Genomic DNA, 14,339 nt, shown 5'->3' on the forward strand with positions numbered 1-14,339 from the left:
GCAGTCGGCGACGACCAGCGGAGCGTGGGCCTTTCCGGCAGCGGACGCCGCCGGTGCGGGGTCCCCGGAAGCCCCGACGACCGTGCTGACTGCGCCAACCGTGCCGACCGCGCCAACCGTGCCGACCGCCCGACGAGAGGAAGAGTGAGTACGCAGTGGACGAAGCAGCAGCGACCCGGGCCGGCTCCGCTCTGACGGACCTGGTGCACGAAGGGGTCTCCGTCTGGCTCGACGGGGTCACCCGCCGCTCCCTCGCGGACGGAGCCCTGGCCCGACTGGTCGCGGAATCCCGGGTGACCGGCGCCGTACTGCCCCTGCGGGAGCTCGGGCGCGAAGTGCGGGAAGGCACCGCGTACCGCGCACAGCTCGAAGCGCTCGGCGGGCGGGGCGTCGGCGCCGAAGTGGCCCTGAGGGCACTGCACCGCCACGACGTCCGCAGGGCCTGCGACGTGTTCGCGGCACAGTTCGTCTCGACGCGCGCCGAGGACGGCTGGGTGTGCGCCGAACTGGACCCGAGGACCGCCGACGACGCCCGCGGCTCGCTCGCCGAGGCACGGGCCCTGGCCGCCGCGGTGGACCGTCCCAACCTGCTGATCACGGTGCCCGGCACCGCCGCGGGTCTGGAGGTGGTGAGCGGCTGCCTCGCGGAGGGGATCGGGGTGAACATCAGCCACCTCTACTCGCCGCGCCGCTACGAGGACGCGGCCGACGCCTCCTTCGAAGGGCTCGAACGGGCACTCGCCGCCGGCCGCCCGATGGCCCCCGGCTCGGTGGCTTCCTTCGGAGCGGCCCGGATGGAGGCGGCGCTCGGCGAGGGATCTGCGCCGGCTCTCGCCCGGGTCGTCTACCACCTGTACGAGGAGCGCCTCGGTACGAGCGGCTGGCGCAGACTCCGCAAGGCGGGGGCCAGGCCGCAACGGCTGCTCTGGCCCGAAGACGATGCGGCGGCGGACCGTACGGAGAGGGATCGCACGGAGAGGGATCGCACGGAGAGGGATCGCACGGAGAGGGATCGTACGGCGGCGGTGCACCGGGTGGAGGACCTGGTGGCCTGGAACACCGTCCGGACGATGTCGCTACGGACCCTCGACGCGGTGGCCCGACAGGCCCGGCTGCGCGGTGACACTCTCTCGGGGGAGCCCTTGGTCACGGCCGCGCAGGGATACCTGACGGGGCTGCGGATCAAAGGTGCGGGCGTTGAGGAGGTGGCCGGGGAAGTGGCCGTCACGGCCCTCCGCGAGCAGGCGGAGGACCGGGCGGCGCTCGTCAACTCGCTGCAGGAGCGTCCCCGTTAGGCGTACGGGAGCCGGCCGGGACAGGGGTCGAGTCGCGGCCGGGGAACGTGGCCCCCAGCGCCGCCAGCAGCGGCGCCGCTTTGACGGCCGTCTCCTCGAACTCCGCCTCCGGGTCCGACAGTGCGGTGATCGCCCCGCCGATTCCGTACCTCACCAGGCCCGGCGTGAGGACGGCCGTACGGATGACGATGCTCAGATCGGCCGCCCCGGTGAGGGAGAAGTACCCGATGGCCCCCGCGTAGATGCCCCGCGGTCCGCCTTCGAGCCGGTCGATGATCTGCATGGTCCGTTCCTTGGGAGCCCCGGTCATGGAACCGCCAGGGTGTGCCGCGCGCACGCAGTCGACGGCACTGCTGCGGGGGTCCAGGGTGGCGGTCACGGTACTGACGAGCTGGTGGACGGTGGCGTACGTCTCCACGCGGAAGACGTCGTCGGCAGCGACCGAACCGGGTCGGGCGCACCGTCCCAGATCGTTGCGGACCAGATCCACGATCATCAGGTTCTCCGCCAACTCCTTCTCGTCCAGGCGCAGTTCGGCGACGAGCGCGGTGTCCTGCTCGGGTGTGTTCCCGCGCGGCCTGGTGCCCTTGATCGGCCGTGATTCCGCGGTGCCGTCCGCGCCGACGCGCAGGAAGCGCTCCGGGGAACTGCTCAGCACCGACAGCTCGTCGAACCTCAGCAGCGCCGCGAACGGGGCCGGAGCGACGCGGCGCAGGTACCGGTAGCTCTGCCACGGGTCGAGGTTCACCCGTGCCGAGGCCATGTTGGTGAGACAGATCTCGTACGACTCGCCGGCTCCCAGCTCCGCCTGGCAGGACCTGATCAGGTCCAGGTACTCGTCGCGGTCGTGCCGCAGTTCCACCCGCACGCCGTCGGCGGCGGGAGGGGCGGGCGCGGGGGCCGGTTCCAGGCCCGCCAGGGCTTCGAGCCGGCGGGCGGTCTCCGCCAGCCAGGCGCCTGCCGCGTCCTGCTCGGAGCCCGTCGCCCCGTCGCATCCGTCGGGGCCCGTCGCCCCGTCGCTCTCCAGGGCCAGGAGGTACGTCATCCCCTCGCGGTGGTCGAGGACCACGGCGCGGTCGGCGAAGAGCATCGCCGCGTCCGGTTCCTGCGAAGGGTGCACCGGGACGCCGCCGGACGCGGACTGCAGCCCGTACCCCAGACACCCGACCCAGCCGAGGGCGAAATCGAAGGGCAGGTCCGGCGTTTGGGTGTCCGTACCGCGCAGGTCATTGTCGAGCCAGCTCAGGAAGTCGCCGGTGACGATCTCCGTTCCGGTGCGGGAGTCGACGTGGACCGTGCGGCTGGACACGTCGGCCGTGGCCACGCGGGCGAGCGGGCCCGAGGCATCGCCCATGAACGAGAACCGGCCGAGTCCACCAGCGGCGGTGGTTGCGCCGGAGGTGCTGCTGTCCAGCCAGAAGGACCGCGTGGCCGCTCCGTACAGCTGCCGGAAGACGACTTCGCCGTCCCACCGGGTCCGCAACCGCTCCGCACGGATCCGCAACCGGCGCTTCGGGGCCGCTTGTTGCACCGGCTCGGACGTGCCCTCCGGCGGGCGGCCGGAGGCCTGCCACGGGCGGCCGGAGACCTGCCACGGACGGTCGGAGACCTGCCACCGGGTACCGCCGAGGGAGACGGAGCGGGACGGCATCCGGCCCGGGGCAAGATCCACGAAATTCTTCAGGAGCCGCATTCCGAATTCGGTTCCGATCGATTCCGGATGGAACTGGACTCCGTGCAGCGGCCGGTTCCGATGCTGCATTCCCATGAGAACTCCGTCGGAACTCCAGGCTGTTGCTTCGAGTTCGTCAGGGAGCCGGGTGACAGCAAGCGAGTGGTAACGGACGGCATCGAAAGGGGAGGGGACCCCGGCGAACACCCCGGCCCCCGTGTGTGTCACCGGAGAAATTCGGCCGTGCCGGGGTTCCGGTGCCAGGGACACTTTTCCGCCACCGGCCAGAGCGATTCCCTGATGTCCGAGACACACGCCCAGCAGAGGAATTTGGGCGTCGTGGATGATTTCCTCACAGATTCCGAAATCTGCCCGTCGTGCGGCGCTTCCCGGACCCGGTGAAATGATCACCCGGTCGAAATCCCTGAGATGCGAGATCCGCCACCGTGGGTCGTCGTTGCGGACGACCGTCGGTTCTTCCCCGGTGATTTGTGCCAGGTAGTCGAACAGGTTGTAGGTGAAGGAGTCGTGGTTGTCGACCAGCAGGGTGCGCATAGGAGGTGGTGTCTCCTGAGAGTGGGGGGACGGTGCGGCGGTGCGGGGTTCAGGCCTCTGCCGGAAGCACTTCGAGCAGGAAGTGCTCGATCGGGTCGGCTCCTTCGAGCACCGTGCGGCGGCGCAGTACCCGCAGTTCACGACCGCACTCCTCGGCGATGCGCGCCAGTTCGGCCGCGTTGCCCCGTTCGCAGAAATGCAGCAGGGCGGATCCGGTGGCGGTCAGGTGATGCACCGCTTGTTCCAGATACCTGCGGTGGGTGCGGTATCCGGCGTCCATGTACGCGCGTTCATGGACCGACCCGTAGGAGTAGTCGGCCGGCGCCAGCACGTAGTTGGAGCTCCAGAAGATCCGGTCGAACCTGGCTCCTTCGCCGAGCGCGTCGAACAGGTCGCTGTGCAGCACCGTCACGCGATCGGTGACGCCGTGCCGCTCCGCGTTCATCCTGGTGTTCCGCACCGCGTTCGGATTGATGTCCGTCGCCACGGTCGTGCAGTGGGAGAGCGCGGCCTGGACGGAAATGACTCCGGAACCGCAGCCGATCTCCAGCAGGGAGGAAGGCGCTGCCCCGGGGTTCGGCTCGGTGAGTCCAAGGAATTCGAGCGATATTCTAGTGGACGGTGAATATACTGGTGCGAACACCTCGTCCAGTAAATCCCATTCACGACCCGAAAGGGAGAAAACCCGGGGGCGGTCCGGGTTGCTCATCGACAGTTTGCTGCGCTCCAAGGACTTGAGGTGGCTTCGCACGTCGAGCATCGAACCTCCGGGCTCTGCGGGTGAATCCTGCCTTGCCAATTACTCTTCTACGGTCCTCGGCCGGCCAGGAAGGTGACCCCGTGACAGGTCTGGCTGCGGCGATGGTGACGCGAACACCACCCAATGGGCGGGAGTGGAAAGCGTGCACGCTCCGTCGGATAAGGCAACGAAAAGATGAATTCAACTGAACATTCCGGTATGAGGGAAATGCTCAGCGTTCTTGAACTGCTGGCCGCGGAGGCGCCGTTGTCCGAGATCGAGGACCTGCTCGGGCGGGCTCGGGAGGCAGCCGCCGGATCCGACGAGGCGACGCACCTGGAGCGGGCGGGCCACATGGCGGCCGGCATCCACGCCCTGTTCTCGCGCCGTCAGCAGCGGGAGGCCGAACTGTCCGCGCTGGTGGACACCGCGCGCGACCTGACCCTCCCGTACGATCTCGACGCCCTGCTGGCGACCATCACCCGCCGCACCCGGACGCTGCTCGGCCTGGACATGTCGTACATCAGCTTCCGTGACGCCGAGGCGGGGGACAGCTTCGTCCGCACGGCGGACGGCCACGCGTCCGCACTGACGGTGGGCTACCGCGTCCCGTACTCCGCCGGCCTGGGCGACGAGGCCATCAACCAGTCCGTACCGATGTGGAGTTCCGACTACCTCGCGGACGACCGGATGCGGCACGCCGGGGTCCTGGACGACGTGGTCCGTGCCGAGGGGCTGCGGGCCGTCATCGCGGCCCCCCTGAAGTTTGGCGAAGACGCCTTCGGCGTGCTGTACGCCGCCGACCGCAACGTACGGCACTTCACCGTCGGCGACGTCTCCCTGATGAGCTCGCTCGGGGACATGGCCGCCGTGGCCATCGAGAAGACCCGCACGCTGGAACGCAGCCACGCCGATGTGCTCAGCCTCCAGTCCGGCACGTCGCAGATCACCACGCAGCTCAACGAGCTCCGAAGGCTCGCCGAGCGGCATGCCGCGCTGGTGGACCGTGCTCTCGGGGGAGGCAGTCTGAGCGCGCTCGTCTCCGAGGTGGCCGAGGCGTTCCGCGGTGCGGCGTGGGTGCGCGACATGGAGTACCGGCCGCTCGCGGGCTGCGGCACGTTGCCCGCGGTGGAGGAGACCGAGGTGTGGGAGGCGTCCCGCACAGTGTCCGCCCGGCGCGCGCCCGTCGTGCTGGCCACGGGCACCTGGGTCGTGCCGGTGACGGCCGGCGGCGAAGAACTCGCCGTGCTGCTCCTGCATCCCCGCGAGCCGCTGGACGGTCCAGGCGAGACCCTGCTGCGGCTGTCGGCCCAGTCGGTCGCGGTGCTGCTCCAGATGCACCGCGGTGAGGCGGCCGCCGCGAGCCCGTTCCGGGACGAGCTGTTCGAGGACCTGCTGGTCGCTCCGCACCGGTCGGCCGCGCAGTTCGTCCAGCGGGCCCGGAGGCTGAGCGTCGACCTCGAACGGCCGCACGTCGTCGTGGTTGTGCGCCCTGAGGGCGGCGCCCAGGGCAGGGCGGCCAGTTGGGCGGCGGCCTACGCACGGCGGATGGACGGGCTGAGGAGCATTCAGAACGGCTGCATCGCCCTGCTGCTGCCGTCCTTCGAGTCGTCGAGCATCGCGGCCGCGCAGGTCTCCGCCGAACTCACCCCTCTGCTCGGCCACCCGGTGACGGTGGGGGCGGCGGGCCCGGTCTCCAGCCCCGCCCTGATCCAGCAGGCTCACCAGGAGGCGCTGCGCTGCCTGGACGCGTTGGTCTCTCTCCACAGCGTCGGCGGCTACGCCTCCACCGAGGACCTGGGATTCCTCGGCGTGCTCCTGTCGGACGACCGGGACGCCGCGAGCTTCATCGCCGCCACCGTCGGACCGGTACTCGACTACGACGCCCAGCGCTCGACCGAACTCACCAGGACCCTCGACGAGTACTTCGCCGCAGGGGGCAGCCCGCGCCATGCCGCGGAGGCTCTCCACGTCCACCCCAACACCGTCTCCCGCCGACTGGAAAGGATCACCGAACTGCTCGGCGCCGACTGGCTCAGGCCGGAGCGGGCGCTGGAGGTGCAGGTGGCGCTCCGGCTGCACCGTACGCACGACGTACTGCTGCGGAAGAGGGACGGCGCGACCGCTCAGGCGACCAGGGAGGAGCCGCCCACGGACCCGGCGGACCGCAACTCCGCCATCGCGTAGGCGCAGGACGCCAGGGTCATGTGCCGGTGCCACCCCTGGAAGGAGCGCCCTTCGTAGTCCCGCAGCCCGACGTCCCTGCCGCGGGCCCGCCAGCCGGCGTCGACCCTGCGGACCAGCCGGGTCGCACGCAACAGGGCGGGCGACGACGGATCGCCGGCATTGGTGAGCCACAACTCGGCCGGGGCGCCGCGGAGTTCGTGCCACACGCCGAGGAGGGCCAGCCCGCCCGCAGTGCCCGTGCGCCCGGGGAGCCGCACGCTCACCGTCGCCGTCGCGAGCGGGCCCTCCCCGTACGGCGACCGGCCCGCGTAGCGCGTCCGGCGCGCCCGGTCGAGAGCCGAGTGGGCGGGAGCGAGGCGCTCGACGCGCCCGGCCCCCCGGCGCTGCTCGCCGACGGCGAGCAGCGTGCGCCCGCTGATGCGCACGGCGACGGGTGACGTATGCCCGAACAGCCGGGCCACCTGGGCCCGTTCGCCGACGCCCCGGGCGTCCGTCACGATCAGCCGCGGGGCGCCCTGCCCCGCGCGTGCGTCCGCGCGTGCGTCCTCGCGTACGTCCTCAAGGAGCTCCGCGACACAGTCCTGGGCGGTGCCGAGCCCGTCCGGCAGGCCGAGCCGCCAGCTGACCGGAGCGACCATCCGCGCCGAGGCGTACCACAGGGAGCAAGCCTGTTGCCCGACGACCCGGTGGCCGTCCTCGGCGGAGAAGTGCGGGGACACCCCCACCATGTGTCTGCCCGCCTTGGGGATCGACACCGGCAGGGCCACCCAGGCCGCATCGGGGTCGTCCCTGCCGAGGAAGGCCGCCAGCGCCCTGCGCACCGGGCTCACGGCCCAGCGGGAACTGTTGACGAAGTGGTGCAGGCGCTGTTCGTCCCCCGGTACGCCGACCGAGGCGGCGATGTTCGCGATCGACTTGCGTCCCTCGGCCTGGAGCAGCCCGTCCATGTACTGCCGCGCCCGGACGCGCTGGTCGTAGCCGCGGAACCTGGCGAAGAGGGCGGCGCAGAGCTCGGTGACGACGTCCGCGGGGCCGGCGGGGTGGGGGCGTGTCGTACGGGTGGGGGGAGCGAGGTCCTGGAGTGATGTGGCGTGGGCCATGGCGGCGCCTCCTGGTGCACGGGGTGTTCTCGCACTCCCACCAGGGTTCGGGTGCCGGGCCGTTGCGGGCGAGGTGTGACGGTGACACCGCGGCCGGTCCGGGTGGTGACCGGATCACCATGGACGGCTCCGTTCGCGACCTCAGGAGCGGGAACGGCGTCGCGAGGCGGTGGCCCGGCCACCGCCCCTCCTCGCAGCGCCGGCCACCGTCCCTTCGCGCGGCGTCACCCCTCGGCTCGCTGGGGGCGTGCCTCGCTCTCCTGGTGGCGGGCCCGGTAGTTGGCGACGTTCAGCCGGTTCCCGCACAGGCCGGGCATGCAGTAGCGGCGGCGGCCGGCCTTGCTGGTGTCGATGAACATGCCCGCGCACACCGGGGAGGCGCAGTGCCGGATACGGGCGTGGCTGAGGGTGTGCAGCACGCCTAGCAGCCCGATCCCCACGAGGGCGCCGAGCTCGTCGGCCGCGGAGGCCTGCGGGGAGGTGGCCACATGCCACTCCCAGTTCCCGGCAGGGTCCCGGAGCAGGGTCAGGCCCGCGGCTGCCCGCGCGGCCAGCTCGTTCGCGCCCTTGGCGACCTCGTCCTCGTCGTCGGTCTCCAGCAGTGCGCGCGTCTCCCGGCGCAGTGCGAGCACTTGGGCGAGGTCGGATTCGGTCGGCAGGGCGCCGCGGGGCAGGGCGTCGAGCCGTACCTCGTGTTCGTCCAGGAAGTGCGCCAACGCCTGCGGATCGGTGAGGACTTCACCCGTGCTGATCCGGACGGTGGCCGAGGTGTTGACGAGGTCGGTGGCGACACCGGCGCCGAAGCTGTAATTGGAAAAAACTGTCTTCACGTCTTACTCCATGCTAGCGTAATGAGAGAAGCTCGGTTATATCCGTTACTGACTCTACGCTCTACGCCGTGGAGTCGGATCGAGCGGCAGGCGCCCGGTTTTGCGCAGGTGCGCAGTCGTGCAGTCGCGCAGTCGCTCAGGAAGGAATCGCCGCAGATGCGTACTCTCCTCCGCTTCATGCTGCAGGCCGTCGGAGACGTGGTGTACGGGGTCAACGCAGGGCATGCGGTCAGGCACGGCCTGACGCCGCCCCCGCGACGCGGACTGCTCCTCTAGCCCCACCGCTCCGTATCGGAACCGCTCCGTTTCCGAACCGCGCCGTTTCCGAACCGCGCCGCAAGTGACCTGCTCCGCACCCGGGCCGTGCCCCCACAAGGAGAAATCCATGAACACCGCCGCGTTCCTCGCCTACCTCGACGGCCGACAGCTCCGCTGGGGGCTCGTTCTCGACGAGTGCGCCGGGGCGGCCGATCAGGATCCTCGCGCGCAGTTGCTCGCGGTCTTCGACGCGCTCACGGAGTGGGCGCACGCACCGTGCGACGGCTTCCGCAGCAACGCGTTCATCAACGCGCAGGCAGCACTGGCCGGGCCCGTCAGCGTGATCCACGAGGTCGTCGCCCAGCACAAGCGCGCACTGCGCGGCCGGCTGCTCGGCCTCGCCGAGGCCACCGGGACGCCCGACCCGGGCCTCCTCGCGGACCAACTGCTGCTGCTCTTCGAGGGGGCGATCTCCACCCACGCGCTGGGCAGCGTCGGAGAGTCCGCGGAGAAGGCACGCCACACAGCCTCCCAGCTCATCACCGCCGCCGCCCCGCGGACTCCCGGCCCTCGCAGGGGGGCGGGGCCGCGAACGGAAGAGCTCGGATTCTGACGTCCGGCGCTCTTCTGACGTCCGGCGCTGGTGTCACGGGCCTTCCGTACGCCTTGACCCTCCCGCAACAGGAGGGCCTAGCGTCCCGGGGCATGAAGATTGTTGTGCACGACACGGCGTCCGCCATGGCCGATCTCCTGAAGCGACCCCCGGAGGATCGGCCCGACGCGCTGCGGGAGATATACCGGCCGTTGGAGAGCGCGCTGTCCGTGATGGGTGAGGTGGACACGGTGCAGATGCACCGCACGGGCAACAGTGGTTTCCGGCTCGACCTGGAAGACCCGCGCCATTCGACGGCGCTGGGGCAGATGCGGGACGCGGGGGTGTGGAAGGAGGTCGAGGACCGTCTGGACGCCGCCCGGGAGCGGCTGGACGGTGCGGTGCCCGGGGTCAGGAGCGCCGAGACCGTGGATGTCGTTCTGGTGCTCGGGAACCCCGACGATCACCACCTGGTGGTGCGTTCGGAAGGCTACTTCGGGCTGGGCGGCTTCCCGGGAGGGATCCTTCTGGTGATGTGGCCCACCGAAACCAGCCTCGCGAAGATCGGCCACACCGCCGCGCACGAGCTCCACCACAACGTGCGGTACGCCAACGTCGTCTGGAACCCCGCGACGGTCACGGTCGGCGAGCAGGTCGTGGCCGAAGGGCTGGCGGAGGCGTTCGTACGGGAACTGGCCGGCGAGCAGGCCATGGGTCCCTGGGCGACGACGCTGACCGGTGCGGAACTGGACGAGGCCTACGAGAAGATCGTCGCGGCGATCGACGTGGCCGGGATGCAGAACCTGCCGCCGTACGTGCACGGCGACGCCACCGCGGAGCTCATGGGGCTCGAACCCGTCGGACTGCCGGACTTCGCCGGGTACGCGGTGGGCCTGCGGATCGTGGACGCCCACCTGGCGGCGTCCGGCCTGACCGCCGCCCAGAGCGTCGCGCTGCCGGCCCGCGAGATCCTCACCAACGCGGGCGTACCGACCGGCGCGTGACGCGGGATCCGGGAAGCCTGGCGGTACGAGCCGGTACGAGCCGGTACGAGCCGGTACGAGCCGGTCCGCTCGGTCCGTTCGGGCCGCTCGGGCCATAACACCGAGCGAGGGGGCAACTGGCAGCTCCCGCACAGCAGTTGTCCGACCCTACGGTTTCGGTACCCCCACCGAGATCGAGGAGATCCCCGCATGCTTCACAGACATGCCAGGGCAGCCTGTGCCGCGTTCGCCGCGGTCGGTGCGCTCGTACTGGCAGGGCTGCCCGGCACCGCGTCCGCGGACCCCGCCGCGGTCGCCGCGCCCTCGGCCGCCGACACCCTGGGCGTCGGCAAGGCGTCCCCCGAACTGCTGCGGGCCATGCAGCGCGACCTCGGCGTCACCGGGCAGCAGGCCAGAGTGCGACTGGCGAACGAGGCCGAGGCGGGTGCCGTCGCGGGCCTGCTGCAGAACGCGCTCGGGCGGGACTTCGCCGGTGCCTGGGTGCAGGGCGGCGACTCCGGGACACTGACCGTGGCCACCACCGACGCCGCCGATGTTCCCTCCATCGAGTCGAAGGGGGCACGCGCCCTCGTCGTACCGCACACCCTGCGGCAGCTGGACACAGCGCTGGCGAAGCTCGACAGGGCTGCCGCGGCGACAGTGGCGACGGACGTGCCCGTCCGCTTCGTGAACGTCAGGACGAACCAGGTGACCCTGCAGGCGCTCCACACGGCCGCCGGGAATGCCCTGGTCGCAGCCGCCGGTGTCGACCCCTCTCTCGTACGGACGGAGAAGTCCGCGCAGCAGCCCCGCCCGCTGTACGACATCAGGGGCGGTGACGCGTACTACATGAACGGCAGCGGCCGCTGCTCGGTCGGCTTCGCCGTCACCAAGGGAGCGCAGCAGGGCTTCGCCACCGCCGGACACTGCGGGCGGCCCGGCACCACGACCTCCGGCTACAACCAGGTCGCGCAGGGCTCCTTCCAGGCCTCCACCTTCCCCGGCCGCGACACCGCCTGGGTCGCCGCCAACTCCAACTGGACCTCGACGCCGTATGTGAAGGGCAGCAGCGGAAACGTCCAGGTCACCGGCTCGACGCAGGCAGCGGTCGGCGCCTCCGTGTGCCGGTCGGGATCCACCACCGGATGGCACTGCGGCACCATCCAGCAGCACAACACCAGCGTGACCTACCCCGAGGGGACCATCAGCGGGGTGACCCGTACCTCGGTCTGTGCCGAACCGGGCGACTCCGGCGGCTCGTTCATATCCGGCAGCCAGGCGCAGGGCGTCACCTCCGGCGGCTCCGGCAACTGCAGCTCCGGCGGCACGACCTTCTATCAGCCGATCAACCCCCTGCTCCAGGGGTACGCCCTGACCCTCAAAACCACCTCCGACGACCCGGGTCCCGGCCCGGGTGAGCCCGGCGGCACCTGGGCGGTGGGCACCGTCTACGCGACGGGCGCCCAGGTGACGTACGGGGGCACCACCTACCGGTGCCTCCAGGGCCATCAGGCGCAGGAGGGCTGGGCGCCCCCGAACGTCCCCGCCCTCTGGCAGGCCGTATGACCGCCGCCTCCTCATAGAGGCGGCGGCGCAGTAGGCAGCAACACAGCATGCAGCAGCGCAGTAGATCGTCGTCCGGTGCCGCGGTCCGCGGCACCGGACGCACTGCTGTGGCGGCGAGGGGCGCGGCGGCGAAGCTTGTGGCCGCGAAGCTTGTGGCGACAGGGGATGTGGCGGCGGGGGATGTGGCGGAAAATATGCGGCCGATCTTCCTCTGTACCGTGTCGCTGGTAGGCCGTACGGGTGAGGGGCGTCAGAATTGCCGGATGCAGATACAGCACGTGGGTGGGGTGATTCGGTGAGCAGGTATGACGTCACCGACGAGCAGTGGGAAGGGCTCGCCCAGGTCGTACCGCTGCGCAGCCGCAACGAATGGCCGTCCAGGACCGATCACCGGACGATGCCGCAGGAGTACGAGGCGGTGGAGCAGCGGCGGATGATCGTCCTGCGGGTGCAGATCTTCTCGGACGCCCGGGAGGTCGCCGAGTACCTGATCGCGCAGATTCCGGTGCTGCTGGACCTGACCAGCGCGGAGACCGACGTGGCCAAGCGGATCCTGGACTTCAGCAGTGGCGTGGTCTTCGGGCTCGGCAGTGGGATGCACCGGGTCGACCGGAACGTGTTCCTGCTCGCGCCGGTCGGCATGGAGGTCGAGGGCGCCGAGGCGGCGGCGGGCCCCCGGTCGTAGGAAGACCGCGGCGGCTGTCCCTCGATCGTAGGAAGGCTGCCCAGGTGTAACGGTTCGTCAGTGAGGTGGGTGCATGCGGATGCATAGCGTCCGCATCATGACTGTGCCTTCGCTCGCCCGCCCGTCCGTTCTCTCCTCCGCCACCTCCACCTCCGTCCCCACCTCCGCGGCTGCCGGTTCCGCTTCGGCTTCCGGTTCCGCTTCCGCTTCCGCTTCCGCTTCTGTACGCCCGCACCGCCCCGAGGTCACCGAACTGCGGCTCTCCGCCTTCGGTCCGCACCGCGGGGCGGTCTTTCCGCTCGCTCCGCTGACCTTCTTCGCGGGTCCGAGCGGGAGCGGCAAAACGACCGTGCTGCGGGTGTACGAGGCGCTGGCCAGGCTGGCGGCCGGCGACGAGCTCGGCGAGGTGTTCCCGGAACCGGCCGACTGCGTGCCGGAGCGGGTGGCAGCCGACGGCCAGGGGCGCCGCGGATTCCGTATCGGCTGCACGGTCGACGGCCCGGCCGGACCCGTACATCTCGATCTCGCGGTCCAGGCGGAGCCGGAACTCAGGATCGTCAGCGAACGTTTGACGTGCGAGGGGCAGGAACTCCTGACCACCGTGCTGTGCGACCCGAGGCAGAGCACGGTCCAGGCGGCCTGGTACACGGCGGGTGCGGTGCTGATGACGCGCGCGCCGCTGCCGGACGACCGGCTGGGTACGGCACTGCTGCCGCTGCGGGTGGCAGGCAAGACGGAGGGGCAGCTGCGGGTGCTGGCCGCGGCCGAGCAGGTGCTCGTCGCGCTGCGGTCGGCGTACGTCTGCGACCCCCAGCCGCAGCGGATGCGCGCACCGGTGGCGCTCGGCGAGGGGCTGCTGCGGCGCGGCTGCGACAACCTCGCGGCGGTCCTGCGGCGTACGGGAAGCGAGTGCGCGATCCGCCACACGGCACTCGTCGCGGCGGCCCGGGAGGGGTGCGCCGGCCCCGTCGAGGACCTGACGGCCCAGGACCTGGCCGACGGTTCGGTCCGGGCGGTGCTCGGCCGGGGCGCGCGGGGAGCGACACCCCTCGGACGGCTGGGCGAGGGCGAGTTGAGGTATCTGGCGTTCGCGGTGGTACTGCTGACCGGGCCGCGGGTGCTGGACATGGAGTACGTGGCCGAGGTGCCCGACGCGCACCAGGCGCTCGCGGTGCTGGCCGACGGCTTCGACCGGGGGCTGGACCGGAGGCAGGCGCGGGCACTGGGAGAGCTGGCAGGGAGGATGTGCGGGCGCGGTCACATCAGGCTGGTGGGTACGGTCACGGACGCCTCGTGCGTGCGTGAGACGGCAGGTGTGACGGTGGTAGACCTGTAGCCGTGAGAGACGATTCGAGAACGGTGGCGGGCGTGAACGGTACGGAACCCGAGGTGGCGGTGGGCCAGGTGGCGGAGCTCCAGCGCCGGCTGGCCGCGTTCGCCGCGGCGCGGGACTGGGAGCAGTACCACACGCCCAAGAACCTGGCGGCCGCGCTCAGCGTGGAGGCGTCCGAACTGGTGGAGATCTTCCAGTGGCTGACCCCGGAGCAGTCCGCCCGCGTGATGGAGAAGCCGGATTCCGCACACCGGGTGGCCGACGAGGTCGCGGACGTACTGGCCTATCTGCTGCAGTTCTGCGAAGTGCTGGGGATCGACCCGCTGGCGGCGCTGTCCGCGAAGATCGAGCGGAACGAACTGCGTTTCCCGGTACCGGGAGCCGGGGGGCCGGAAGCCGATGTTCCGGAAGTCATGGAGAAAGAGGTCCGTCACTCTTCGGAGTGACGGCAATATCCACAACCGCTTTTGTGTCCACAGATTTCCGCATAGCCCTGGTTTTCCTGGCCCCTTCCCCTCACTCTGGGTAGTGGACAGGGAGTGAG

At 70.8% G+C, this 14,339-nt stretch carries 12 protein-coding genes; 8 read left to right on the forward strand and 4 right to left on the reverse strand.

The features are described 5' to 3' along the window. The first annotated feature begins 155 nt into the window (after window positions 1-155). Complete coding sequence (locus tag AB0D18_RS06290; protein ID WP_362413518.1) at window positions 156-1,295, forward strand: transaldolase family protein; 1,140 nt, start codon at window positions 156-158, stop codon at window positions 1,293-1,295. Here AB0D18_RS06290 and pabB read toward each other — a convergent pair. Then, the gene (pabB, locus tag AB0D18_RS06295) at window positions 1,267-3,522 is read right to left on the reverse strand and encodes an aminodeoxychorismate synthase component I (RefSeq protein ID WP_362413520.1); all 2,256 of its coding nucleotides are present in this window, start codon (window positions 3,520-3,522) and stop codon (window positions 1,267-1,269) included. The two genes, AB0D18_RS06290 and pabB, sit on opposite strands and share 29 nt — an antisense overlap. A gap of 49 nt (window positions 3,523-3,571) precedes the next feature. Continuing rightward, complete coding sequence (locus AB0D18_RS06300; protein WP_362413522.1) at window positions 3,572-4,282, reverse strand: 50S ribosomal protein L11 methyltransferase; 711 nt, start codon at window positions 4,280-4,282, stop codon at window positions 3,572-3,574. A gap of 198 nt (window positions 4,283-4,480) precedes the next feature. Between AB0D18_RS06300 and AB0D18_RS06305 the strand changes: the two genes are divergently transcribed. Next, the gene (locus AB0D18_RS06305) at window positions 4,481-6,448 is read left to right on the forward strand and encodes a helix-turn-helix domain-containing protein (RefSeq protein ID WP_362413524.1); all 1,968 of its coding nucleotides are present in this window, start codon (window positions 4,481-4,483) and stop codon (window positions 6,446-6,448) included. Here AB0D18_RS06305 and AB0D18_RS06310 read toward each other — a convergent pair. Further along, the gene (locus tag AB0D18_RS06310; RefSeq protein WP_362413526.1) at window positions 6,388-7,548 is read right to left on the reverse strand and encodes a transposase; all 1,161 of its coding nucleotides are present in this window, start codon (window positions 7,546-7,548) and stop codon (window positions 6,388-6,390) included. The genes AB0D18_RS06305 and AB0D18_RS06310 overlap by 61 nt on opposite strands. Before the next feature lie 224 nt (window positions 7,549-7,772). Next, on the reverse strand, window positions 7,773-8,378 hold the full coding sequence (locus AB0D18_RS06315) for a CGNR zinc finger domain-containing protein (protein WP_362413528.1): 606 nt from the start codon (window positions 8,376-8,378) through the stop codon (window positions 7,773-7,775). A 385-nt stretch (window positions 8,379-8,763) separates the two neighbouring features. Here AB0D18_RS06315 and AB0D18_RS06320 point away from each other — a divergent pair, with 385 nt between their 5' ends. The 6 genes from AB0D18_RS06320 (at window position 8,764) to AB0D18_RS06345 (ending at window position 14,241) form a co-directional block, all read left to right on the forward strand. Further along, window positions 8,764-9,249, forward strand: a complete 486-nt coding sequence (locus tag AB0D18_RS06320; RefSeq protein ID WP_362413530.1) for a hypothetical protein — start codon at window positions 8,764-8,766, stop codon at window positions 9,247-9,249. Between the two features lie 92 nt (window positions 9,250-9,341). After that, a complete protein-coding gene (locus AB0D18_RS06325) occupies window positions 9,342-10,232 on the forward strand; it encodes a DUF2268 domain-containing putative Zn-dependent protease (RefSeq protein WP_362413531.1) in 891 nt (296 codons plus the stop codon). A gap of 189 nt (window positions 10,233-10,421) precedes the next feature. Continuing rightward, complete coding sequence (locus tag AB0D18_RS06330; protein ID WP_362413533.1) at window positions 10,422-11,777, forward strand: carbohydrate-binding protein; 1,356 nt, start codon at window positions 10,422-10,424, stop codon at window positions 11,775-11,777. 295 nt (window positions 11,778-12,072) lie between these two features. Beyond that, window positions 12,073-12,462 carry a cell division protein SepF gene (locus AB0D18_RS06335; protein WP_362413535.1) on the forward strand — a complete coding sequence of 130 codons (390 nt, stop codon included), beginning with the start codon at window positions 12,073-12,075 and terminating at the stop codon, window positions 12,460-12,462. Between the two features lie 97 nt (window positions 12,463-12,559). Beyond that, window positions 12,560-13,798, forward strand: coding sequence for an ATP-binding protein (locus AB0D18_RS06340; RefSeq protein WP_362413537.1), 1,239 nt, complete (start codon window positions 12,560-12,562; stop codon window positions 13,796-13,798). 68 nt (window positions 13,799-13,866) lie between these two features. Further along, a complete protein-coding gene (locus tag AB0D18_RS06345) occupies window positions 13,867-14,241 on the forward strand; it encodes a nucleotide pyrophosphohydrolase (protein ID WP_362414038.1) in 375 nt (124 codons plus the stop codon). Window positions 14,242-14,339: the final 98 nt, after the last annotated feature.

Origin of the sequence: Streptomyces sp. NPDC048442 (assembly GCF_040651475.1) — a bacterium.
Lineage (GTDB): Bacteria > Actinomycetota > Actinomycetes > Streptomycetales > Streptomycetaceae > Streptomyces.

Bases quoted from the DNA above. Each gene is read 5' to 3' on its own strand.
- AB0D18_RS06330 (WP_362413533.1), top strand. From the start codon at position 10,422: ATGCTTCACAGACATGCCAGGGCAGCCTGTGCCGCGTTCGCCGCGGTC.
- pabB (WP_362413520.1), bottom strand. From the start codon at position 3,522: ATGCGCACCCTGCTGGTCGACAACCACGACTCCTTCACCTACAACCTG.
- AB0D18_RS06320 (WP_362413530.1), top strand. From the start codon at position 8,764: ATGAACACCGCCGCGTTCCTCGCCTACCTCGACGGCCGACAGCTCCGC.
- AB0D18_RS06305 (WP_362413524.1), top strand. From the start codon at position 4,481: ATGAGGGAAATGCTCAGCGTTCTTGAACTGCTGGCCGCGGAGGCGCCG.
- AB0D18_RS06340 (WP_362413537.1), top strand. From the start codon at position 12,560: ATGACTGTGCCTTCGCTCGCCCGCCCGTCCGTTCTCTCCTCCGCCACC.
- AB0D18_RS06300 (WP_362413522.1), bottom strand. From the start codon at position 4,282: ATGCTCGACGTGCGAAGCCACCTCAAGTCCTTGGAGCGCAGCAAACTG.
- AB0D18_RS06310 (WP_362413526.1), bottom strand. From the start codon at position 7,548: ATGGCCCACGCCACATCACTCCAGGACCTCGCTCCCCCCACCCGTACG.
- AB0D18_RS06325 (WP_362413531.1), top strand. From the start codon at position 9,342: ATGAAGATTGTTGTGCACGACACGGCGTCCGCCATGGCCGATCTCCTG.